Consider the following 21,870-nt stretch of genomic DNA (forward strand, 5'->3'; position numbering starts at 1 on the left):
CCGACGCGGTCCGCTGCCGCGGCTGCTGCGCGAGCGGGTGTTCCGCCGGTACTGGTCCGCGCAGACGGTGTCGTACTTCGGCGACGAGATCTCCACCCTGGCCCTGCCGCTGCTGGCCGTGCTGGTGTTCGACGCGACGGCCGCCGAGATGGGCTACCTGACCGCCGCCGCGCTCGCCCCGAACCTGCTCTTCCCGCTGCTCGCCGGCGCCTGGGTGGACCGGTACCCGCACAAGCGCCGGGTCATGATCCTCACCGACCTCGGCCGCGCGCTGCTGCTCGTCGCGGTGCCGGTCGCCCACCTGCTCGGCGTACTCACGATGGCCCAGCTCTACGCGGCGGCCTTCGCCGTCGGCACGCTCGCCGTGTTCTTCGAGGTCGCCCGGGGGCCGCTCTTCGTGTCCATCGTGGCCCGACCCGACTACGTGGAAGCGAACACCCTGGTCAACGGAAGCCGGGCGATGTCCCTGGTGGCCGGGCCGAGCATCGGTGGCGTCCTCGTGCAGGTGCTCACCGCCCCGATCGCCCTGGTCGCCGACGCGCTGTCGTACGTGGTGTCCGCGTACCTCCTCGGGCGGATCCGGCCGACGGAGCCGGCGCCCGCGCGCGGCGGCGGCCTCGCCCTCGGCGCGGGGCTGGGGTTCATCGCGCGGACGCCGATGATGCGCGCGATCCTGCTCGGCACCACCACCGTGAACCTGTTCAACTTCATGTTCATCGCGCTCTTCGTGCTCTACGCGACGCAGGAACTACGCCTCGCGCCCGGCCTGCTGGGCGCGGTGCTGGGCGCGGGCGCGGTCGGCGGGCTGATCGGCGCGACCGTCACCGGCCGGCTGGTACGCCGCTTCGGCGTCGGCCCGGCGCTGGTCGCCTCGTTCGTCCTCTTCCCCGCTCCCCTGCTGCTCGTCCCGCTGGCCGGCGGGCCGACCCCGCTGGTGCTCGGGATGCTCTTCGGCGCGGAGTTCCTCTCCGCCGTCGGGGTGATGATGCTCGACATCGTGGGCGGCTCGGTGCAGACCGCGCTCACCCCGCAGGCGCTGCTGGCGCGGGTGACCGGGGCGCGGCGCACCGTCAACTACGGCATCCGGCCGATCGGCGCGCTGCTCGGCGGCACGCTCGGCACCACCCTCGGCGTACGGCCGGCGCTCTGGATCGCCACGGCGGGCGCACTCGCCGGGGTGCTGTGGGTGGTGTTCTCGCCGGTCCGCCACCTGCGCGGGCTCCCCGAGCAGGCCGGCTGACCGGCCCGGTCCCGGTGCCTGGCCGACGTCCGATGTGGTGTCCCGGCAGGTCCGGCGGTTGAGGGCCCTCGCCGGGGGTAGGAGGCCTATTGACGAGGACGGCTCTTTCCAACGACGAGAGCGGTTCGACCTGACGAGGAGGATTGCCCATGACCACGAAGGTCGAGAAGTCCATCGAGGTACAGGTTCCGGTCAGCACCGCGTACAACCAGTGGACGCAGTTCGAGGAGTTCCCCCGCTTCATGGGGGGCGTGCGTGAGGTCCGCCAGCTCGACGACAGGCGGATGCACTGGGTCGCCGAGATCGGTGGCGTCCAGCGCGAGTGGGACGCCAAGGTACTGGAGCAGGTGCCCGACCAGAAGGTGGCCTGGGCGGCCACCGAGGGCGTGACCAATGCCGGCGCGGTCTACTTCCAGCCCGTCGACGCCGACCGCACGATGGTCCGCCTGCACCTGGAGTACGAGCCCGAGGGCCTGCTCGAGAAGGCCGGCGACAAGCTCAACATCATCGAGCGGCAGGCCGAATCCGACCTGCGGAAGTTCAAGACGTACATCGAGGAACGGGGCGTGGAGACCGGCGCATGGCGCGGCACGGTCGACAGCGGCGTCGGTGTCGGCACACCGGGCGTCGAGCACGCCGCCGCCACCCGCGGCGACAGCGGCAGCGCCGGCGTGTCCGGTAAGGCCGTGGCGGCGGGCGCCGCGGTGGCCGGAGCGGCGGCGGCCGGAGCCGCCGTGGCCGCGAAGCGGCGCTCCGACACCGACGAGGACGGCCGGCCGACCACCGCCACGACCGACACGGAGTACGTGGTGACCGAGGTCGAGGTCGTCCCGGAGCCCGGCACCGCCGGCTACCCGCACCGCACCCTCTGATTCAGCTCTCGCACGCCTGCCCCTGTCAGCGGACGGCCCGGGTCCTCGCGACCCGGGCCGTCCGCTCGTCCGCGACCTGGCACACGCCCTGCCACCCGGCCTGGCGCACGCCCTGCCCCTTGAGCCCGGCGCACACCCTGCAACCCGGCCTGGCCCGCGCCCTGCCTCCCGGGCCCGGCGAGAGTCGGGCCGGGCAGCCGTCAGTGCGCGTCCGCGGACGCCGTCCAGAGGTGACCGTCCGGGTCGGCGAAGGTGCCCGTGTAGGCCCACGGCTGCTGACCCGGCTCGACGACGACCTCCGCGCCGGCGGCCCGGGCCCGCCCGACGATCTCGTCGACCTCGGCCGGCGTCGCGGCGGGAAGGTTGACGACGCACTCGCTCTGCCCGCGCCCGGCCACCTCGCGGCCACCGATGGCCCAGCCGAAGCCACCGGTGGGCACCAGCATGACGCGCAGACCGTCGTTGACGGCGTACTGCAAGGGCTCGGGGACGCCGTCGTCGGCCAGCTCGCCGACGGCCTCCAGGCCGAGCCCCTCCGAGTAGAAGCGGTACGAGGTCCGGCGATCGGCGATCGGCAGGGCGACGACGACGGGTGCGTACTGCATGGGCTGCCTCCGGAGGGTTGACGACTGCGCACGGTCAGTATTTATGCCGTCGGCCGGAACCCACGGTTCCCACCCGACGGTGGGCGCGTGAGTCAGGCGCTCCAGCCGCCGGATTGTGCCGGACTCCCCCGACAGGGAACCGTGGACCGTCGGCGTACCCGCAGCTCCCGGCCCTGGTCGCCGCAGCCGCCACCGGGCGGATCGCGTCACCGCCCGGGCGGCCCCTGTGCGGGGTCAGCGGCCGTCGTCGCGGGCGTGCCGGCCACCCGCGGCGGGTGCCGCCGGAACCGCAGGCTGCTCCGTGTGCCGGGCGGCCCGCTCGGAGATCAACCTCCCGAACAGTCCGCTGGGCCGGCCGCAGTCGCCGCACAGGAAGTTGTCGTCCAGCCGCCCGCCGCCGCAGTGGTCGCAGCGGCCCCGGTCGCGCGGGTCGTGGTACGCCCGCAACGCCTCCACCAGGGCGCGGGCGACGGGGGCGCTCAGCGCCAGCCTCGACTCGGCGCCACGCAGGCCGAGCACCAACTCGCCCTGCGGCGGAGCGCCCGGATCGAGCGCGTCGACGCGGGCCACGAAGTCGCGGATGGCAGCCAGGACGTCATCGGGTGCGGACATGGCTCGACCGTACGACACCCGGCTGGCCCACGTGCGCTCCCCCGGAGCAGGCCGGCCCGTCCCCCGCGCTCACCCGCCCGGCGGGGACCGTCCAGGTCGGAGCGGCCGATCTCGTGCAGGTACGGCCAGCTGGACTCAGGGATCGATGGCCGCGTTTGGCGTGATCACCCCCCTCGCCCTCGACGAGCTGGCGGAGATCGGGGCGCCAGCCGGCAGGGGCGTGGTCAAGGTGGTCCGGCGCGACGGGCGGGCCTGGAAGATCCTGTCGGGCGAGGGCCTTGTCGGCTTCGTGAACGAGGTGGGCCGGGCGGCCCCGGACGCGAAGGTTCGGCTGATCGGGCCCCAACTGGTCGCGGACCTCGGCTTCAAGTTCTTCGGCGACCGGCGCGCCGAGCGGCGGTGACCGGCTTCGTCCGTCCTCGTCGTCATCGAACTGCGGGCGGTTGTGCCCACGAGAGTCCAGGGGCAAGCAGCTCCGCCGAGCGGCAGCCGACCGCCCCAACCCCTACGGCGATCGTCCCGCCTCAGGGTCCCGTCCATGACGCCGCACGGTCGCCCACGCGCGTTAATGTGCCCCGTGATCGTATGGCTCAACGGCACACACGGTGCGGGCAAGACGACGACCAGCGTCCTCGTGCAGCAACTGATCCCGGGTTCCCGGGTCTTCGACGCCGAGAAGGTCGGCGAGACACTCATGGACATCACGCCGGGGCTGCCTGAAACTGACAACTTCCAGCACTGGCCGCCGTGGCGGCAACTCGTCGTCGAGACCGCCCGCCGTGTGCTCGACTACACCGGCGGCACTCTGGTGGTGCCCATGACTGTCCTGGTCGAGCAGTACTGGCGCGAGATCAGTGCGGGCCTCACCCAACACGACATCCCGGTAAGGCACTTCGTCCTCCACGCTGACGAAGACACCCTCCGCGGGCGTATCGGGGGGGAGCACCCCGTTCCGTCCCCGTTCCGTCTCAGATACCTTGAGCCCTACGCCGAGGCGGCCCGCACGTGGCTGCATGCCGAGGCCGAGGTCGTCGACACCACGCACCTCACTCCCGCCCAGGCCGCCCTGCAGATCGCCCTCCGCGCTACTGGGGGAGGCTTCCTACCCTCCTCCCCCTCGACGTAACGGCGCAGCGCGGCGGCGATGGCCGCCGACAGCGTGCCGCCGGCGAGTTCCTGGGCGCGGCGGAAGAGCGGCAGGTCGTCGTCGGACACGTGGATGGTCTTGTTGGGCGTGATGGGACCGTACGCACATCTATGCGTACACGCACTGCTGGAACTATCGGGCGAGGGACTCCTGATAGACGTCGGCGTAGGTGCGCGAGTCCTTGATCAGGTCGTCGCAGAAGGCGGCGACGTCAGTGCCGGTGACTTCCAGGACGCCCTTGCCGGCCGCGACGCCCTCCTCGAAGAAATCGACGATTCCGGGAAGCAGGCCCCCGTCGAGCAGGTCGGTCGGCCCGACCTTGAACAGGTAGCGCTGCATCTCCTGGTAGACGATCCGGTAGTCGGGCGGGAGTGCCTTGACCCGGGCGACGTGCGCCCGCCACTGCTTCTTGCCCTCGATGATGTCCTGGATGCTCATGTCAGTCTCCCAGCCGGGCCAGTTTGCGTGCGACGTTCCGGTTCAACTGCTCCCGCCACCGGTCGCGGTAGCTGCGCGCCCCCGCCCCGCCGGCCAGCGCCGTCGAGAAGCCGGCAATGTCGTCGCCGAGCACCTCGTCGATGTGCTGTCCGTCGGCTGCGGCTTCCTCGAGCAACCCGAGAGCGGCGTCGGCGATCGGGGTCAGGTTGCGGCCCGTGAAGCTTCCGTACGGGAAGAGGTGCGCCACGATCTGTCTCCACGCGGCCTGGTAGTCGGCCGGCAACGCCTGCGCCCGGCCTTCAAACAACTTCCATTCCCGGGTCAGATCGCTGCCCGTGATGGTTTCCCAGAAGCTCATGCCCCACCCTCCCTGAGTTTGTCGATACGCGAGGAGACGTACTGCCATTTCGTCCAGAACGTCGCGAGCTCCCTGCGCCCGGCGTCGTTGAGCGTGTAGAACTTGCGCGGCGGACCCACCTCGGACGGCCGCTTCGACACCTGGACCAGCCCGTTGCGCTCCAGGCGCAACAGGATGGTGTACACCGTGCCGTCGATGACGTCGGTGAAGCCGAGCTCGTTCAGCCGGCGCGTGATGGCGTACCCGTAGGTCTCCTCACGGCCGATGATTTCGAGCACGCAGCCCTCGAGCGTGCCCTTCAGCATCTCGGTCAGATCCTCCACTGCGGCTCCCTCCGATCCGGTATCTGGTAATACCGGGTACTGGTATACCGTAGCACCGAGTACCGCTATGCGGTAGTACCGAATACTGGCCTGTCAGGAGCGGAAGCGATGGCCCAGCCGGGCTCGGCGAGAAGGCGGGCCCAACCGCCTAGGGCGCGCAGGCCCCGGTGGAACCGGGCGGCCCATCCCCGCCAGCAGAACCCGCCAGCCGGCGCGGCGCGGCGCAGCAGGGCCTCGAGAGTTGCCCGTCGCGCCAGGGTCCTGGTCAGACCATCGGCGACGCCTGGTCGCGTGGCGGAGTCTTCGGGGGATGACTCGAATCATCATCGATACAAGCGATGCCCTGACCCGCGTCTCCGCTGGTCAGGGCATCGTCCCGAGCCGCCTGACGGAATCGAACCGTCGACCTACGCATTACGAGTGCGTCGCTCTAGCCGACTGAGCTAAGGCGGCAACGATCGCCAAGTGTACGGCACGAACCGCCCGGCGGCCGAACCGGATCCCCATTCGGACATCCGGCCCCGAGCCGTCGTCCGCCGGACAGCGTCCTCCGCCGGCCGGGACTACGCTGCGGCGGGTGAACGACGATCGCGTCCCCGACGTGGATCCGCAGGACGGCGCGCCGGAGAGTGCGCACACGAGCGAGGCGGCCGGCGGGCGGGCGGCGCGCCGGCCGCGCGGCATCGACCCCCGGGAGCTGGGCTTCACCCCGCGCAAGCCCGTGCCGTGGCTCGCGCCGTTCCTGCTGATCAGCACCGGCATCCGTACGCTGCTGGCGATGCTCTTCGGGGCGTACCTGGACAAGCGGGAGCTGCAGAACTCCCTCGACGCGGGCATCGCCCGGCAGGTCGGTCCGGACGGCGGTCTCTGGCTGGACTACGTGGCCGACCTGGGCGACGGCTTCAACGCCACCTACTCGGTCGCCTACCTGCTCGCCCAGCCGGAGCTGGAGGTCGACGGGCACCGGCTGCCCCGCGCGCAGACCCTGGTGATGGGCGGCGACCAGGTCTACCCGTCGGCGGCCTTCGAGGCGTACGAGGACCGGTGCAAGGGGCCGTACCAGGCCGCGCTGCCGGTCACCCCGCCCGAGCGGCCCACGCTGTTCGCGGTGCCCGGCAACCACGACTGGTACGACGGCCTGACCGCCTTCCTGCGGCTCTTCGTCCGGTCCCGGGACCGGCACTTCGGCGGCTGGGAGACCGGGCAGTCCCGCTCGTACTTCGCGGTGGAGCTGCCCGCCGGCTGGTGGCTGCTCGGCCTCGACGACCAGTCCGGCTCGTACCTGGACGATCCGCAGCTCACCTACTTCGACCGGGTCGCCGAGCGGCTGGGCCCGGAGAGCCGGGTGATCCTGGCCGTGCCCGCGCCGACATGGGTCAAGGCCGTCGACCACCCCACGGCGTACGACTCGATCGACTACTTCGTCCGCACGATCGTCGCGCCCACCGGGGCGCAGGTGCGGCTGCTGATCTCCGGCGACCTGCACCACTACGCCCGGTACGCCGGACCGGACCGGCAGCTGATCACCTGCGGGGGCGGCGGCGCGTACCTCTACCCGACGCACAAGCTCCCCGAGCGGATCGAGGTGCCGCCGCGCGACACCCTCGCCCGGCGGGCCAGCGTCTCCCATCCGTACGAGCTGGCCGGCCGCTACCCGGAGAAGGCCCGCTCCCGGCGGTACGCCTGGGGGATCTTCCCCCGCCTGCCGCTGCGCAACCCGGGCTTCACCACCCTGCTGGGCACCCTGCACACGCTGCTGATGCTGGCGATGGCCGGCGTCGTGACCAACCCGAGCGGGACGGACCAGCGGCTGTTCAGCGTGCCGCTGATGGCGATGCTGATCGTCACGATGCTCGCGGCGGCGTTCTTCGCCAAGCCGCCCAGCTCCGGCGGCAAACGGCACGCCCGGCACTGGATCCTCGGCGTGGGCCACGGGCTGGCCCAGATCGCGCTGGGCGCCGCCGGCACCTGGGCCTGGCTGGCCCTGCCGTTCTACGACTGGCCGTGGCCGCTGCCGGCTGTCGCGGCGGCGGTGCTCTACGGCCCGGTGAGCGGGCTGGCGGCGAGCCAGTTGGTGGCCGCGTACCTGCTGGTGGCCGGCGCTTTCGGGGTGAACCTCAACGAGCTCTTCGCGGGCCAGGGCATCGAGGACGCGAAGGCCTTCCTGCGGCTGCGCATCGACCCCGACGGCACCCTGACGATCTACCCGATCGCCGTCGACCGGGTGGCCCGCGACTGGCAGATCAACCCCGACCAGTCCCCCGGCTCCTCGTGGCTGGCTCCGAAGCAGCCGCTGCGCCCCCGCCTGGCCGAACCCCCCACCACCCTCCCCTGACCCCTCTCCCACCCCTCCCCCGGCCTCTCCGCGTCGATCATGAGGTTGGCGGCACTGTTCGCGATCGACTTCGCCGCCAACCTCATGATCGACGCGGAGAGGCCGGGGGAGGGGGGAGGGGGAGGGGTCAGGGGAGGGGAGGGGAGGGAGGGGAGCCCGGTCAGCGCGCTGTGCCCTCCGGGCCGGACAGGTCACGGCTCTCGTAGGCACGGCGGGAGCCGCAGACGTCGGCGCGGGAGCACATGGAGCGTGAGCCGTCGGCGTCCAGGCGGACGGTCACCGCGTCTCTCGGGACGCTGTGGCCGACCACGCGGCCCTCCCCCTCCGGCGTGGTGACGCGGGCGCCGATGGCCGGGGCAGACTCGGCAAACTTGGCGTACAACGGATGTTCGTACTTCAGGCAGCACATCAGCCGGCCGCACGCGCCGGAGATGCGCAGCGGGTTGAGCGGCAGGTCCTGGTCCTTCGCCATCCGGATGGTGACCGGCTCGAAGTCGGTCAGGAAGGTGGCGCAGCAGAGGTCCCGGCCGCAGGAGCCGATGCCGCCCTGCACCCGTGCCGAGTCCCGGGCGGAGAGCTGGCGCAGCTCCACCCGGCAGTGCAGGGTGGCACCGAGGTCCCGGACCAGCGCGCGGAAGTCCACCCGGTGCGGGGCCGTGAAGTAGATGGTGCTCCGCTCGCCGCCGCCCTCGGCGGCCCCCAGCACGTGGTCGATCGCCACCACCTTCATCGGCAGTGCGTGCTCCCGGATCAGCCGCTTCGCCGCGACCTTCGCCTCGGCCTTGCGGCGGCGCACCGCCTCGTCGCGGCGCAGGTCCTCCTCGCCGGCCAGGCCGGCCAGCCGGGGGAAGCCCTCGGTCTCCTCGGTGACCCACTGCGCCGCCCAGACGCACTCGGCCACCTCGGGCCCGTCGTCGGTGGGCACCAGCACCTTGTCGCCGACCTGGGGACGCAGCTCGCCCGGGTCCAGGTAGTAGAGGCGCCCGTACCGCTGGAAGCTGACCGCGCAGAGCATGCCCATGCCTCACACCCTACGACGCGCGGGCCGGGACGACCGGGCCGGCAGTCGCCGACCGACTACTGCACGTCCACACCGGCGGGTCACCAGCCGACGCGGGTAGGGGTGTCGTAGCGGGGGCGGTCGACCACCGGCGGCCGCCAGCGGGACTCGGCGAGGCTCGGCGCCCACTGGCGCAGCAGGGTCTCGGCCCCGTCGTACGCGACGCAGAGCACCGCCAGCACCCGCGCGGCGATCTCGGCTGCCGCGGTCCCGCCCGGACCCGCCGCCGGTTGGTGCCCCGGTGCGCCGGCCGGCGTCGACGTCGCGGCGAACACGGTCACCGCCTCGGCGCAGCGGAGGACGTCGGCGAGCGTCCGGGCCAGTGCGAGCCGGCTGCCCTCCACCCAGTCGGCGAGCGCGTCGGCGTAGCCGGCCGTCGACTCCAGCCGGCCGACCAGGCTCTCCGGCCCCTCGTCGAGGTGGCGCAGCAGGGCGGCCCGGGCCTGCCCGTACGACGACGCGGCCGGGCCGGACCAGAGCACCGGGTCGGTCAGCGCGGCGCAGGCGTCGTCGTAGCCCCGCATCAGGCGGCGCGCGGTGTGGCCGGCGGCGGCCAGCGGTGCCGGATGCAGGTCGAGGAAGTTGCGGACGGCCTCGCCGGGGAGCACCTGCATCCGGCGCAGCAGCGGCCACACGCGGTGCCCCTCGGGTGCCCCCGCGGCGAGCACCGTGTCGACCCGGCGGAGCAGGTCGAGGCCGGGCTCGGCGAGGCGGTCCAGCGCGTCCATCACGCCTCCCCGGTCAGCCGGTGGCGGGCGTCGCGGTCGACGTCGGCGTAGTGGTCGGCGGCGGCCCGCACCGCCGCCGCGGCGGCGGCCAGCCGCTGGGCGGCGACGTGCGCCTCCCGGGCCCGGTCACCGGTGGCGGCGGTCCACTGCCGGTGCAGGGCCCGCCCGATCTCGCCGGGCCGGCCGGGGGCGTCGACGCCGAACGCGGCCTGCGCCGGATCGCCGGCGGTGACCGTGCGGGACACGGCGGTCATGGTCTCGCTCGCCTCGTCGAGCCGGGCGGCGAGGGCGCGCAGGCTCTCCATCTCAGGCTCCCGCCAGCGGCCGGTAGGCGGCGAAGGTCTCGTTGTGCAGCTTCTCCCGGGCCCACTGGGCGGCGTCGGCCGCCGCGGTCACCGCCGCCTGCACCGAGCCGGCGACGTCGCGGGGGTTGCGGGTGTGCAGCGGGCCCAGGAAGCGCACGTCGGTGATCCGCCCGCCGGCGGTGACCACCACCTCGACCAGCCCGTCGGGCGATCGCACGGTGACCTCGACGGTCGACACCGCCTGGTCGAACTCGGTCTGGAGGGACTCGATCCGGCGGTAGCGCCGCACCGCCTCCTCGATCCAGGCCTCGTCGATCTCCCCCCGCGGCATCGGCGGACTCCTCCCGGACCAGGACATCACTGTGCGTGCCGCCACCGTCACCACGGCACACCGGACCGTACCGCACAGCAATTGCGCCTGTCGATGCCTGTGGACAACCGGTCCGGCCGGGGAGACCTCCGTGGGGTGGGTCGACCGCTCACGGCCCGGCTCGGGCGGGCCGGTCGGGGCTCAGCCCTTCCAGAGCGAGAGCATCATGGCCTCGACGGCGATCCGGGGCTTGACGTTCGCCTCGATCGCCGCCCGGCACTCCAGCACCGCCTCCAGGCGGCGCAGCGCCCCCTCGGCGTCCCACTTCTGCGCGCCCGCCCCGGCCAGCGCGGCGGTGTCGGTGTGCACCGGCGCCACGGGGGCGCGCAGCGCCATGGTGAGCGCGTCGCGGTAGAAGCCGGCCAGGTCGACCAGCGCCCGGTCCAGCGCGTCCCGCTGCGCCCGGGTGGCCCGCGACCGCTGCCGCTTCTCCAGGTCCTTCAGCTGCCCGGCGGCGCCCCGCATCGCGCCGGCCGCCCCCCGCCCGGTGCCGCCGGCACCGAGCGCGGTCTCCAGCGCCGCCCGCTCGGCCGCGTCGGCCTCCGCGACGGACGCCTCGGCCTCCGCCTCGGCCGCCTCGATCAGCGCCGAGGCCGCGTCGAACGCGGCACCCACGCCGGTCAGCCGGCGCGGCACCGCGAGCACGGCCTCCCGGCGCTTACGCGCCTCCGGGTCGCGGGCCAGCCGGCGGGCCCGCCCCACGTGCCCCTGCGCGGCCGCCGCCGCCCACCGCGCCACGTCGGGCGCGACGCCGTCGCGGCGGACCAGCACCTCGGCCACCGCCTCCGGCGCGGGCTGCGCCAGCGGAACGACCCGGCAGCGCGACCGGATGGTCACCGAGATGTCGTCCGGGTGGGTGGACGGGGCGCAGAGCAGGAAGACCGTCCGTGGCGGCGGCTCCTCGATGGCCTTGAGCAGCGCGTTGCCGGCGGCCTCGGTGAGCCGGTCCGCGTCCTCGATGACCACCACCTGCCAGCGCCCGCCCGACGGGGTGCTGGCGGCGCGCAGCACCAGCGCCCGCATCTCGTTGACGCCGATGGAGAGCCCCTCCGGCACCACCATCCGGACGTCGGCGTGGGTGCCGGTCATCGTGGTGTGGCAGCCGGGGCACTCGCCGCAGCCGGTGCCGTACGCGCACTGGAGGGCGGCGGCGAAGGCCCGTGCCGCCACCGACCGGCCCGACCCGGGCGGCCCGGTGAAGATCCAGGCGTGCGTCATCCCCGCCCCCGCGTCGACGGCGGCCGTCGGCTGACCGCCGTCGGACTCCTCGGCGAGCGCGTCGAGCCCGTCCCCGGCGGCGTCGGTCGTGGACGGGACGGCGGCGGCACGCAGCACGGCGGACGCCGCGGCGGCGGCGCGGCGCAGCGTGTCGACCGCCTCGTCCTGCCCGACCAGGTCGGCGAAGACGTCGGGCATCAGGTCCGGTGCTCCATCGGTACCAGCTCCGATTCGGATAACTCCGGCTGCACCGAGGTGTCCGGCCCGTGCGCGGGGCGGGGGTGCACGATGCCGCCGGGGGTGCCGAACATCTCCTCGATCCGCCGGGCCACCTGCCCGGCGATCTCCTCGACCGGGCGGGACGCGTCGAGCACCAGGTAGCGCTTCGGGTCGGCGGCGGCGAGGTCGAGGAAGGCGTACCGGACCCGCTCGTGGAAGGCGACGGACTCGGCCTCCAGGTGGTCGGCCGCCTCGGCGCGGGCCGCCACCCGGGCCAGGCCGGTGTGCGGTTCGACGTCCAGCAGCACCACCAGGTCGGGCTTGAGCCCGCCGGTGGCCCACGACGAGAGCCAGGAGACCTCGTCGACGGGGAGCGTGCGCCCCGCCCCCTGGTACGCCAGGGACGAGTCGACGTACCGGTCGCTGATCACCACCGCGCCCCGGACGAGCGCCGGCCGGACGACGGTGGCCACGTGGTGCGCCCGGTCGGCGGCGTAGAGCAGCGCCTCGGCGCGCGGCGACGGCACGTCGGAGCCGGGCGCGCCGAGCAGCAGCGACCGGATCCGCTCGCCGACGGCGGTGGCGCCCGGCTCGCGGGTCACCACCACGTCGCGCCCCTGCCCGCGCAGCCGCTCGGCGAGCGCGGCGAGCTGGGTGGACTTGCCGGCGCCCTCGCCGCCCTCGAAGACCACGAAGAGGCCGGCCGAGACGAACGGCTCGGCCGGCATCAGCGGGCGGCCCCGGATCGAGCCCCAGAGGTCGGCCAGGACGGGAACGCCCTTCTTGTCGTCCATCTGCCCGAACGCGCTGATCCCGGCGAAGATGCCGGCGGCGCCGGCGGCGAGCAGCAGCAGTCGGGTGGACGAGATCGAGATGCCCAGGTCGGCCAGCTCCAGCCGGCGCGAGCCGCCGACGCCGGCGAGCAGGCTGCTGAGGCCGATCGCGAGGATCAGCACCAGCCGGGTGCCGATCTGCACCACCGCGAAGACCCGGCCGCGCACCTCGTCGGCGATCTCCCCGCCGAGCAGGGTGGTGCCGGAGAGGAAGGCCATGCCGGCGCCCGCGCCGACCAGGATCGCGCCGACCATCGCCATGGAGAGGTGGATGGCGAAGGCCAGGGCCATCACCGAGGCGCTGGCCAGCACGATGCTCATGCCGAACCAGCGCCGCCGGGACATGTCCTTGACGATCATCGGGCCGAGCCCGATGCCCAGCGCGAGGCCGATGAAGATGGCGCCGAAGAGCAGGTAGAAGGCGGCGTCACCGGCGCCGAGCGAGGTGGCGAAGAACTTGGCGGTGCCGATCACGATGCCGCCACCGGCGAACGCGCCGAAGATGCCGAGCACCAGGCCGCGGACCAGCGGGGTCTGGCCGATGTAGCGCCAGCCCTCCTTGAACTGGCGCAGCATGCTCTGCTCGGTGCCCTCCCGCTCGGCGGACTGCCCCTGGCTGATCTCCTTGATGCCGTACGCCACCACCAGCGCGGTGGCCAGCCGGGAGAACGCGTTGAACCAGAGCGCCAGGTCGGCCGGCGCGGCCCAGTCCGGCGTCGCGCCCCCGGTGGCCGCCCGCACGATGCCGTCGAGCGCGGCGAGGACCAGCGCGGCGAGGACCGGCGTGAGGCCGTACGTGGTGATCAGCGTGAGCTGGTTGGCGGCCTCCAGCCGGGCGCGCGGGATCAGGTTGGGGACCGCGGCCTCCTTGGCCGGGATCCACAGCAGCGTGATCGACTCGATCAGGAACGTGGCGATCGCCGCCCAGACGACCACCGCCCCGCCGGGGGCGCCGAGCAGCGCGACCAGCGGGATCGAGGCGAAGAGCAGGAACCGCAGCACGTCGCAGATGACCATGGTCCAGCGCCGGTCGAAGCGGTCGGCGAACACGCCGGCGATCGGGCCGAGCACCAGCGCCGGCAGCAGCCGGATGGCGATCACGCCACCGAAGGCGGCGCCCTGGGCGGTGCTCCCCTCGACCTGGGAGGCGGCGAAGACCGACGTGGCGAGCAGGCCGAACCAGTCGCCGAAGGAGGCCGCGCCGAGCACGATCCAGAGCCGGCGGAACGGGGTGATCCGCAGCACCGAGCGGATGGCGGCGTAACCGGAGTGGTCCGCGCCGGGCTTCTCGGCGGCGCCACCGGGCTTGGACGAGGACGACGACACGCCGGGCGACTCGCCGTTGAACTGGCTTTCGATGGCCGTACCTCCACGTGCCGGCCCATCGCTGGGCAGTCCCGGTGGAACACTCTAGACCCGGCGGGGACCCACCCCGCCGCGACATTCTCCTGTTCGCCGAGCCTAGGCCGCCGCGACCACCGCCCGCAGCCCGGACAGACGCGAGGGTATTTCGCATTGCCTCCCAGACAGTTAGCGTGCACACGTGGCCATCGAAAGCGACAAACTTCGTGAGCGCCTCGACCGGGCGACCGCGCACCTCGACCCGCCGTACGCCGTCGTGGACCTCGCGGCCTTCGACGGCAACGCCGCCGCGCTGGCCGAACGGGCCGGCGGCAAGCCGGTCCGGATCGCCAGCAAGTCGGTCCGCGCCCGGGACCTGATCGGCCGGGCGCTGGCGCGACCCGGCTGGCGGGGCGTGATGGCCTTCACCCTGCCCGAGGCGATCTGGCTGGTCCGCGCCGGCGTGACCGACGACGCGCTGGTGGCGTACCCCACGGCCGACCGGGGGGCACTCGCCGCGCTCGCCGCCGACCCGGCGCTCGCCGGGGCCGTCACGCTGATGGTCGACGGCACCGACCAGCTCGACCTCGTCGACGCCGTGTGCCCGCCCGGACGCCGCCCCGAGCTGCGGGTCTGCCTGGACCTGGACGCCTCCTGGCGACCGCTGGGCGGGCGGGTGCACGTCGGCGTGCGCCGGTCGCCGGTGCACAGCGCCCGGGCCGCCGGCGCGCTCGCCGCCACCGTCGCGGCCCGCGCGGGCTTCCGGCTGGTCGGACTGATGGCGTACGAGGCGCAGATCGCCGGCCTCGGCGACGCGCCGCCCGGGCGGGCGGTGCTCGGCTCCGCGATCCGGCTGGCCCAGCGCGGGTCGTACCGCGAGTTGCTGGCCCGCCGGGGCGCGGCGGTGGCCGCCGTACGCGAACACGCCGACCTGGAGTTCGTCAACGGCGGCGGCACCGGCAGCGTGGCCGCGACCAGCGCCGACCCCGCGGTCACCGAGGTCACCGCGGGATCGGGCCTGTACGGGCCGACGCTGTTCGACGCGTACCGCGCCTGGCGCCCCACCCCGGCGGCCTCCTTCGCCTGCGCGGTGGTCCGCCGCCCGGGGCCCGGCCTGGCCACCGTGCTCGGCGGCGGCTGGATCGCCTCCGGCCCGGCCGAGAAGAGCCGGCTGCCCCGGCCGTGGCTGCCGGAGGGCCTCAGGTTCATCGGCACCGAGGGGGCCGGCGAGGTGCAGACCCCGCTGGCCGGCGCGGCGGCCGGCGCGCTGCGGGTCGGCGACCGGGTGTGGTTCCGGCACGCGAAGGCCGGCGAGCTGTGCGAGCACGTCAACGAGTTGCACCTGGTCGAGGGGGATGCGGTCGTGGCCACCGTGCCCACCTACCGGGGCGAGGGCCACGCCTTCCTCTGATCCACCGGCCCGGCGCACCCCGGGTCACCTTTACCCTGTCCGGCCGCCACCCCGGGCCGTTCGCGCCCCGGCCGCCGCCCGGCCCCGGGTGCCGGCGCGATCCCGGTCAGCCGGGCTGGTCGGCGCCGGCCGGGGCGTCGACCTGACGGTGCAGGTACTCCCGGATCAGCGCCTTCGCCTCGGCCAGCACGCGGTCGTCGCCCTCGGGCAGCCGGCGGAACGCCAACTTGATCAGCGCGTCGGCCGCCTCCACGGCGATCTCCAGGTGGAACCGGAGGTCGGGCACGTCCAGCCCGAAGCGCTCGGCGAGCACGCGGGCCAACTGGTCCGCGATCACCCCGTTGTTGTCGCGCTGCTCGTCGAGCAGGTGCAGGTCGACCACGTCGCCGAAGTGCAGGGTACGGAAGCCCGGAACGGTGCGGTGCATCGTGATGTACTCGTCGATGCCCGCGTCGACCCCGTCCCACCAGTGGGTCAGGTCGTCGGAGGCGAACCGCTCGTCGAGCCGCTGGAGGTAGGACTCCATCGTGCGCAGGGTCAGCGCCTGCACGATCGCCCGCTTGTCCGGGAAGAACTGGTAGACCGACCCGATCGCCACCTCGGCACGCTCGGCGAGCAGGGTCGTGGTCAGACCCTCGTACCCCACCTCGTCGACGAGTTCGGCACAGGCGTCCAGCATCCGCTGGACCCGTGCGACACTTCGACCCTGCACCGGTACGCGGCGCAGCGGCCCGGCTGTGGCGGCTGGTGTGGACACTCGCCACCCCCCTTCGACGGATGAACATATCTGCACGTCACGGGTTCGTGACTACCGGTACAACGAGCAAACCTCGATTGCGGTATTTACCTGCGACAACGTTGCTGATATGAAGTCACTTCACATTCATGTCAAGGAGTGCGCATGGCCGGTACCGCACCGCCAACCCTGACAGCCTGGTCCAACTGGGCCGGCAACCAACGCGCCAACGCCAGCGCCATCCTGCGCCCCACCTCCCTCGCCGACGTCACCGAGGCCGTCCGCGCCGCCGCGACGACCGGGGACCGGATCCGGGCGGTGGGCAGCGGCCACTCCTTCACCGGCGTCGCGGTCACCGACGGACGACGCATGGAACTGACCGACCTGGACACCGGGGTACGCGTCGACGTCGACCGCCGACTGGTCACCGTACCGGCCGGGATCACCCTGCGCGCGCTCAACGAACTGCTCGCCGCACACGGCCTGGCCCTACCCAACCTGGGCGACATCGACGCGCAGACGATCGCCGGCGCGATCTCCACCGGCACCCACGGCACCGGCGCCGGGTACGGCTGCCTGTCGACGTTCGTCGAGGCGCTCACCCTCGTCACGGGCACCGGCGAGGTGCTGCGCTGCTCCGCCGACGAGCACCCCGACGTCTTCGCCGCCGCCCGGGTGTCGCTGGGCGCGCTCGGTGTGCTCGTCGAGGTGACCCTGCGCTGCGTGGACGCCTTCGTGCTGCGCGCGCACGAGCGGCCGGCGCCACTGGCGGCCGTGCTCGACGAGTTGCCCTCGCTGATCGACAGGCACGACCACGTCGAGTTCTACTGGTTCCCGTACACCGAGCGCGTGCAGGTCAAGGCCAACGACCGGGTGGCCGTCGACGACCGGCCGCTGCCCCGGTGGCGCGGCTGGCTGGACGACGAGTTCCTCTCCAACACCCTCTTCGCCGCGGCCTGCCGCCTCGGCCGCGCCGTGCCGGCGCTCGCCCCCGGCATCAGCGCCGTCTCTGCCCGCGCGCTCACCGAGCGCCGCTACACCGGCCGCTCCGACCAGGTCTTCTGCACCCCGCGCCGGGTCCGCTTCGTGGAGATGGAGTACGCGCTGCCGCGCGACGCCCTGCGCGAGGCGCTCGACGCGCTGCGCCGGATCGTCGACGGGCTGCCGTTCAAGGTGCTCTTCCCGGTCGAGGTGCGCTTCACCGCCGCCGACGACATCTGGCTCTCCCACGGCTACGGGCGCGAGTCGGCGTACGTGGCCGTCCACCAGTACGTCGGCATGCCGTACGAGCCGTACTTCCGGGCGTTCGAGCAGGTCGCCGCGAGCCTCGGCGGCCGACCCCACTGGGGCAAGCTGCACTGGCGCGACGCGGAGTCGCTCGCGACGGCCTACCCCCGCTGGGCGGACTTCCAGGCGCTGCGCGCCCGCCTGGACCCGCACCACCTCTTCACCAACCCCCACCTGACCCGAATCCTGGGCTGACCCTCGTCGCCCTGCTCGCGCAAATGCACTCGGCGCGATCTTGGCGAAGAACGGCCCCTCCAGGGGCCGACAGCTTCCAAGATCTCGTTGCGGACGTCAGCCCCGCCAGCCCGCTCTGCGAAGTGCCGTGCGGAGTTGGGCGATGACCTCGGCGGGGTGGACGCGGAGAGCCCAGGACGGGAAGCGGAGGACGCGGTCCCCTTCGACCCACAGGTCGTTCTGGCGGCGCATGTCGCTCCAGGCGACACGCGGGTCGAGATGCTGGCCGCCGTCGATCTCGACGTGCATCCTCCACTCCTCGAAGTACGCGTCGAGGTAGCGGCGCCGCCCGGTGGCGTCGTACCTGATTTTCTGTCGGGTGGGCTCGGGCAGTCCGGCACGGCGCGTCAAGCTCAGGAAGTCCAACTCGGCCAGGGAGTGCGCTCCCCCGGCCGCGTCCGTGACGACGCTCAGGATCAGTTTCCGGCGACTCAGCCGTGGCATCCGGTCGAGGACCTCGCGCAGGTCCTCCTCGCACACCATCCGTTGCTGAAAGCCGGCCGCGACGATCGCCCGGGCCTCCGCGTCGGTACGCGCCCACTGCGCCGCGTCCACGACCGAACGGGCGGGCATCGTCCGACGCGGCTGCCCGACCGCGAGCACGTCTCGCTCCGGCAGATGGGTCGTCCGGTGTGCCACCACTCGTTGCGGCAGCTCCCGCCGTCGGTCAGCCGGCAACAGGAGATGGATCGCCGGCTCGGGAAAGCCGCGCAGGCCTCCCACCTGGGCGGCCGTGAGCCCACCGAGCATCGCGCCCGGACCGGCGGCCAGCACCGCGATCCACCGAAGCTGTGCGGGACCGATCGGCCCGTTGTGGGCGACGAAGACGGCACGGTGGACGTGCCGCCACCGCCCGCTGGTCACCCGGTGCCGGATCGCCTTGCGGGACAGGTGTCTTAGCGCCTGGTCGAGGCTGATCACCTCGTCCTGCCGGAAGAGCAACCAGGTCAACTCGTCGGCGTCGTCGCCGGGCACCGCCCGGCCCAGCGCCGCCAGGGATTCCGTGAAGCGCGCTCTCACGCCCTCCACCCTGTCAACGCGGCACCGCCGCGCGCCGCCCCTGTGGACAACGCAGAAGATCTTGGCAGGCGCTGGCCCTTCACGGGGCCGGGGCCTGCCAAGATCTTTTGCGGCAGCAGTTGCCGGCTGGCGAGCCGAGGTGCTCAGTCGGGGCTGGTGGTGGCCTTCTTGGGGGTCGCCTTCTTCGCCGGGGTCTTCCTGGCGGTGGTGGTCTTGGCCGTCGTGGTCTTCTTGGCCGCCGTCGACTTGGTCGCCGCGGCCGTCTTCTTCGCCGCCGTGGCCTTCTTGGCGGGCGCCTTCTTCGCGGCGGTCTTCTTCGCCGCGGTCTTCTTCGGCGCCGGCCCCTTCGCCCGCTTCTCGGCGAGCATCTCGGAGGCCTCCTCGATGGTCAACGCCTCCGGGGTCTGGCCGCGCCGCAGCGACGCGTTCGTCTCGCCGTCGGTGACGTACGGGCCGAACCGGCCGTCCTTGACGACCAGCGGCTTCTCGGTCAGCGGGTCGACGCCCATCTCCCGCAGGGGCGGCGCGGCGGCCCGGCGCTGGCGGGCCTTCGGGGCGGACAGCAGGGCCAGCGCCTCGTCCAGCGTGACGGTGAACATCTTCTCTTCGGAGTCCAGCGAGCGGAACTCGTCACCCTGCTTGACGTACGGGCCGTAGCGGCCGTTGTTCGCGAGGACCTCGGTGCCGTCCGGGGCCACCCCGACCAGCCGGGGCAGGCTGAGCAGCTTCAGCGCCTCGTCGAAGGTCAGCGAGTCCGGCGACTGCGAGCGCAGCAGCGACGACTTGCGCTCGCCGCTGGCCACGTACGGGCCGAAGCGGCCCGACTTGAGCAGGATCGGCTCACCGGTGGCCGGGTCGTCGCCGAGCTTGCGCTCGCCCCCGCCGCCGAGGAACAGCTCGTGCACCTTCTCCGGGGTCAGCTCGTCCGGCGCCAGCCCCTCGGGGATCGGTGCCCGGTCGCCCTGACCGCCGCCCTCCTCGCCCTCGGCGGCCGGCGCCTGCTGCTCGCCCGGCACCGCCCGCTGGAGGTACGGCCCGTAGCGGCCCACCCGCACGACGACCTCGCGGCCCTCGTCGTCGGTGAAGAGCGGGATCGAGTTGACGCTGCGCGCGTCGATCTCGTTGAGGTTCTCGGTGACCAGCTTCTTCAGCCCACCCGAGCGGGCGATGTCCCGGTCGCCGGCGCCGTTGGCGCTGCCGAAGTAGAACGCCGTGAGGAAGTCGACGGCCGCGTGGTCGCCGCCGGCGATCTCGTCCAGCTCGTTCTCCATGCTGGCGGTGAAGTCGTAGTCGATCAGGCGCGGGTAGTGCCGCTCCAGCAGGCCGATCACGGCGAAGGCCAGGAAGGTCGGGATCATCGCCTGACCGCGCTTGGTCACGTACCCGCGGTCCTGGATCGTCTGCATGATCGACGCGTACGTCGACGGGCGGCCGATGCCCAGCTCTTCGAGGGCCTTCACCAGCGACGCCTCGGTGTAGCGCGACGGCGGCTGGGTGTGGTGGCCCTGCGCGGCCAGCTCGTCGGCGGTGAGCGGCTGGTCCTTGACCAGGTTGGGCAGGCGACGCTCGGCGTCCTCGGCCTCGGCGTTCTCGTCGTCGCTGGACTCGACGTACGCCCGCAGGAAGCCCGGGTCGGTGATGGTCTTGCCGGTGGCGCCGAAGTCGGCCTCCTCCTGGGCGGAGGAGACGGCGCGGATACGCACCGAGACGCTGGAGCCGACGGCGTCGGTCATCTGCGAGGCGATGGTGCGCCGCCAGATCAGCTCGTAGAGCTTGAACTCCTCGGCGGAGAGCTCCTTGGCCACGTCGCCCGGGGTGCGGAAGTTGTCCCCCGCCGGGCGGATCGCCTCGTGCGCCTCCTGCGCGTTCTTCACCTTGCCGGTGTAGCGACGCGGCTCCGGCGGCACGCTGCGCTCGCCGTACAGCTCGACGATCTGCCGGCGGGCCGCCGCGATGGCGGTCTCCGACAGGTTCACCGAGTCGGTACGCATGTAGGTGATGTAGCCGTTCTCGTAGAGCCGCTGCGCCGTGCGCATCGTCTGCTGTGACGAGAACCGCAGCTTGCGGGCCGCCTCCTGCTGGAGGGTGGAGGTGATGAACGGCGCGTACGGGCGGCGGCGGTAGGGCTTCTCCTCGACCCGGGTGACGGTGAACGGACGCCCCTCCAGGCGGGCCGCGAGGCCCCGGGCGCCGCCGGAGTCGAGGTGCACGACGCCCGCGCCGGCCTTCACCCGGCCGGTGGTCGGCTCGAAGTCCTTGCCGGTGGCGATCCGATCGCCGTTCAGCGCGACCAGGGTGGCGTTGAAGGTGCGTGGCCCCTCGTTGGCGTTCGCCACGGCGAGCGTGGCCAGGATGTCCCAGTACTCCGCCGTGCGGAAGGCCATCCGCTGCCGCTCGCGCTCCACCACGATCCGGGTCGCCACGGACTGCACCCGGCCCGCCGAGAGCTTCGGCATGACCTTCTTCCACAGCACGGGCGAGACCTCGTAGCCGTAGAGGCGGTCGAGGATGCGCCGGGCCTCCTGGGCGTCGACCAGGTCCCGGTCGATCTCGCGGGGGTTGGCCACCGCGGCCTGGATGGCCGGCTTGGTGATCTCGTGGAAGACCATCCGCTTGACCGGCACCTTGGGCTTGAGCGTCTCCACCAGGTGCCAGGCGATCGCCTCGCCCTCGCGGTCCTCATCCGTCGCCAGGAAGATCTCGTCGACCTCCTTGGCCAGCTTCACCAGCTTGCTGATCTGCTGCTTCCGGTCGGCGGAGACCACGTAGAGGGCGTGGAAGCCGTTGTCGACGTCCACCCCGAGCCGGGCCCACGGCTCGCCCTTGTACTTGGCCGGCACGTCGGCGGCGTTGCGCGGGAGGTCCCGGACGTGGCCGAAGCTGGCCTCCACGACGTACCCCGGGCCGAGATAGCCCGAGATCGTCTTGGCCTTCGCCGGTGACTCGACGATGACCAGACGGGTGGTTCCAGCGTTGCTCGGCACGTCTCTCCCCGACCTCACTCCTGCTCGTAGCCACCGGCGCCCGGTTCGGGCCACTTTCGGCCCGCCGGCCCCCGGCGGTCCGGATGTCCAACGTAACGCGCCGCCCGCGTTTCGGGTTTCGCGGGCGGCAAACCGTCCCGGCGGGGCGGCCTCTTTCTCCGCCGACGGCGGGGCGTGCCGGACGGCGCCACCGT

Annotated in this window: 20 protein-coding genes, 1 tRNA gene and 1 pseudogene; 7 read left to right on the forward strand and 15 right to left on the reverse strand. The window is 73.1% G+C overall.

All coding sequences use genetic code 11. The features are described 5' to 3' along the window. The first annotated feature begins 13 nt into the window (after window positions 1-13). Window positions 14-1,240, forward strand: coding sequence for an MFS transporter (locus AB0883_RS11590; protein WP_366641707.1), 1,227 nt, complete (start codon window positions 14-16; stop codon window positions 1,238-1,240). Window positions 1,241-1,389: 149 nt separating this feature from the next. Beyond that, window positions 1,390-1,839 (forward strand): annotated as a pseudogene (locus AB0883_RS11595) (SRPBCC family protein); the annotation flags it as partial. A gap of 473 nt (window positions 1,840-2,312) precedes the next feature. On the opposite strand, the gene AB0883_RS11600 reads toward AB0883_RS11595, so the two are convergent. Together AB0883_RS11600 and AB0883_RS11605 are read right to left on the reverse strand one after the other, a co-directional pair. Further along, on the reverse strand, window positions 2,313-2,717 hold the full coding sequence (locus AB0883_RS11600) for a VOC family protein (RefSeq protein WP_121397033.1): 405 nt from the start codon (window positions 2,715-2,717) through the stop codon (window positions 2,313-2,315). A gap of 234 nt (window positions 2,718-2,951) precedes the next feature. After that, complete coding sequence (locus tag AB0883_RS11605) at window positions 2,952-3,329, reverse strand: hypothetical protein (protein ID WP_366641144.1); 378 nt, start codon at window positions 3,327-3,329, stop codon at window positions 2,952-2,954. Window positions 3,330-3,474: 145 nt separating this feature from the next. Between AB0883_RS11605 and AB0883_RS11610 the strand changes: the two genes are divergently transcribed. Then, complete coding sequence (locus AB0883_RS11610) at window positions 3,475-3,732, forward strand: hypothetical protein (RefSeq protein ID WP_366641145.1); 258 nt, start codon at window positions 3,475-3,477, stop codon at window positions 3,730-3,732. Window positions 3,733-3,906: 174 nt separating this feature from the next. After that, on the forward strand, window positions 3,907-4,455 hold the full coding sequence (locus AB0883_RS11615) for an AAA family ATPase (protein WP_366641146.1): 549 nt from the start codon (window positions 3,907-3,909) through the stop codon (window positions 4,453-4,455). 153 nt (window positions 4,456-4,608) lie between these two features. On the opposite strand, the gene AB0883_RS11620 is transcribed toward AB0883_RS11615, so the two are convergent. From AB0883_RS11620 to AB0883_RS11635, 4 genes are all read right to left on the reverse strand, one after another. Then, window positions 4,609-4,914: a DUF1048 domain-containing protein gene (locus AB0883_RS11620; protein ID WP_366641147.1), complete on the reverse strand. Its 306-nt coding sequence runs from the start codon at window positions 4,912-4,914 to the stop codon at window positions 4,609-4,611. Window position 4,915: 1 nt separating this feature from the next. Further along, entirely contained in the window at window positions 4,916-5,272 is a 357-nt protein-coding gene (locus tag AB0883_RS11625) for a DUF1048 domain-containing protein (RefSeq protein WP_366641148.1), read from the reverse strand. Next, window positions 5,269-5,595, reverse strand: a complete 327-nt coding sequence (locus AB0883_RS11630) for a PadR family transcriptional regulator (RefSeq protein ID WP_366641149.1) — start codon at window positions 5,593-5,595, stop codon at window positions 5,269-5,271. The genes AB0883_RS11625 and AB0883_RS11630 overlap by 4 nt, the downstream gene beginning before the upstream one ends. 379 nt (window positions 5,596-5,974) lie before the next feature. After that, a tRNA-Thr gene (locus AB0883_RS11635) sits at window positions 5,975-6,048 on the reverse strand. 46 nt (window positions 6,049-6,094) lie between these two features. Here AB0883_RS11635 and AB0883_RS11640 point away from each other — a divergent pair. Next, window positions 6,095-7,930 (forward strand): metallophosphoesterase, encoded by a 1,836-nt coding sequence (locus AB0883_RS11640; protein WP_366641708.1) that lies wholly within the window; start codon window positions 6,095-6,097, stop codon window positions 7,928-7,930. A gap of 160 nt (window positions 7,931-8,090) precedes the next feature. Here the strand turns inward: AB0883_RS11640 and ricT are convergent, their stop codons facing one another. The 6 genes from ricT to tmk all read right to left on the reverse strand — a co-directional run bounded on the left by ricT (window position 8,091) and on the right by tmk (window position 13,908). Beyond that, a complete protein-coding gene (ricT, locus tag AB0883_RS11645; protein WP_366641150.1) occupies window positions 8,091-8,951 on the reverse strand; it encodes a regulatory iron-sulfur-containing complex subunit RicT in 861 nt (286 codons plus the stop codon). 80 nt (window positions 8,952-9,031) lie between these two features. After that, window positions 9,032-9,718 (reverse strand): hypothetical protein, encoded by a 687-nt coding sequence (locus tag AB0883_RS11650; RefSeq protein WP_366641151.1) that lies wholly within the window; start codon window positions 9,716-9,718, stop codon window positions 9,032-9,034. After that, complete coding sequence (locus AB0883_RS11655; RefSeq protein WP_121397040.1) at window positions 9,718-10,023, reverse strand: hypothetical protein; 306 nt, start codon at window positions 10,021-10,023, stop codon at window positions 9,718-9,720. Before AB0883_RS11655 ends, AB0883_RS11650 begins: the two co-directional genes overlap by 1 nt. Before the next feature lies 1 nt (window position 10,024). Beyond that, entirely contained in the window at window positions 10,025-10,354 is a 330-nt protein-coding gene (locus tag AB0883_RS11660; RefSeq protein WP_121397041.1) for a YbaB/EbfC family nucleoid-associated protein, read from the reverse strand. Between the two features lie 180 nt (window positions 10,355-10,534). After that, on the reverse strand, window positions 10,535-11,809 hold the full coding sequence (locus AB0883_RS11665) for a DNA polymerase III subunit delta' (protein WP_366641152.1): 1,275 nt from the start codon (window positions 11,807-11,809) through the stop codon (window positions 10,535-10,537). Next, a complete protein-coding gene (tmk, locus tag AB0883_RS11670; RefSeq protein ID WP_366641709.1) occupies window positions 11,809-13,908 on the reverse strand; it encodes a dTMP kinase in 2,100 nt (699 codons plus the stop codon). Before tmk ends, AB0883_RS11665 begins: the two co-directional genes overlap by 1 nt. A gap of 298 nt (window positions 13,909-14,206) precedes the next feature. Between tmk and AB0883_RS11675 the strand changes: the two genes are divergently transcribed. Continuing rightward, a complete protein-coding gene (locus AB0883_RS11675) occupies window positions 14,207-15,415 on the forward strand; it encodes an alanine racemase (protein ID WP_366641153.1) in 1,209 nt (402 codons plus the stop codon). 106 nt (window positions 15,416-15,521) lie between these two features. Here the strand turns inward: AB0883_RS11675 and AB0883_RS11680 are convergent, their stop codons facing one another. Further along, the gene (locus tag AB0883_RS11680; RefSeq protein ID WP_366641154.1) at window positions 15,522-16,094 is read right to left on the reverse strand and encodes a TetR family transcriptional regulator; all 573 of its coding nucleotides are present in this window, start codon (window positions 16,092-16,094) and stop codon (window positions 15,522-15,524) included. Between the two features lie 222 nt (window positions 16,095-16,316). Here AB0883_RS11680 and AB0883_RS11685 point away from each other — a divergent pair, with 222 nt between their 5' ends. Further along, the gene (locus AB0883_RS11685; protein WP_366641155.1) at window positions 16,317-17,633 is read left to right on the forward strand and encodes a D-arabinono-1,4-lactone oxidase; all 1,317 of its coding nucleotides are present in this window, start codon (window positions 16,317-16,319) and stop codon (window positions 17,631-17,633) included. Window positions 17,634-17,729: 96 nt separating this feature from the next. Here AB0883_RS11685 and AB0883_RS11690 read toward each other — a convergent pair whose 3' ends face one another. Next, a complete protein-coding gene (locus AB0883_RS11690) occupies window positions 17,730-18,692 on the reverse strand; it encodes a DUF559 domain-containing protein (protein ID WP_366641156.1) in 963 nt (320 codons plus the stop codon). Window positions 18,693-18,835: 143 nt separating this feature from the next. Then, entirely contained in the window at window positions 18,836-21,676 is a 2,841-nt protein-coding gene (gene topA / locus AB0883_RS11695) for a type I DNA topoisomerase (protein ID WP_366641157.1), read from the reverse strand. Window positions 21,677-21,870 lie beyond the last annotated feature (194 nt).

It is taken from the genome of Micromonospora sp. NPDC047812 (assembly GCF_040704175.1).
GTDB lineage: Bacteria > Actinomycetota > Actinomycetes > Mycobacteriales > Micromonosporaceae > Micromonospora.

Coding starts and splice junctions, on each gene's coding strand:
- AB0883_RS11600 (WP_121397033.1), bottom strand. CDS start 2,717: ATGCAGTACGCACCCGTCGTCGTCGCCCTGCCGATCGCCGATCGCCGG.
- AB0883_RS11605 (WP_366641144.1), bottom strand. CDS start 3,329: ATGTCCGCACCCGATGACGTCCTGGCTGCCATCCGCGACTTCGTGGCC.
- AB0883_RS11610 (WP_366641145.1), top strand. CDS start 3,475: ATGGCCGCGTTTGGCGTGATCACCCCCCTCGCCCTCGACGAGCTGGCG.
- AB0883_RS11620 (WP_366641147.1), bottom strand. CDS start 4,914: ATGAGCATCCAGGACATCATCGAGGGCAAGAAGCAGTGGCGGGCGCAC.
- AB0883_RS11625 (WP_366641148.1), bottom strand. CDS start 5,272: ATGAGCTTCTGGGAAACCATCACGGGCAGCGATCTGACCCGGGAATGG.
- ricT (WP_366641150.1), bottom strand. CDS start 8,951: ATGGGCATGCTCTGCGCGGTCAGCTTCCAGCGGTACGGGCGCCTCTAC.
- AB0883_RS11650 (WP_366641151.1), bottom strand. CDS start 9,718: ATGGACGCGCTGGACCGCCTCGCCGAGCCCGGCCTCGACCTGCTCCGC.
- AB0883_RS11655 (WP_121397040.1), bottom strand. CDS start 10,023: ATGGAGAGCCTGCGCGCCCTCGCCGCCCGGCTCGACGAGGCGAGCGAG.
- AB0883_RS11660 (WP_121397041.1), bottom strand. CDS start 10,354: ATGCCGCGGGGGGAGATCGACGAGGCCTGGATCGAGGAGGCGGTGCGG.
- AB0883_RS11665 (WP_366641152.1), bottom strand. CDS start 11,809: ATGCCCGACGTCTTCGCCGACCTGGTCGGGCAGGACGAGGCGGTCGAC.
- AB0883_RS11680 (WP_366641154.1), bottom strand. CDS start 16,094: ATGCTGGACGCCTGTGCCGAACTCGTCGACGAGGTGGGGTACGAGGGT.
- AB0883_RS11685 (WP_366641155.1), top strand. CDS start 16,317: ATGGCCGGTACCGCACCGCCAACCCTGACAGCCTGGTCCAACTGGGCC.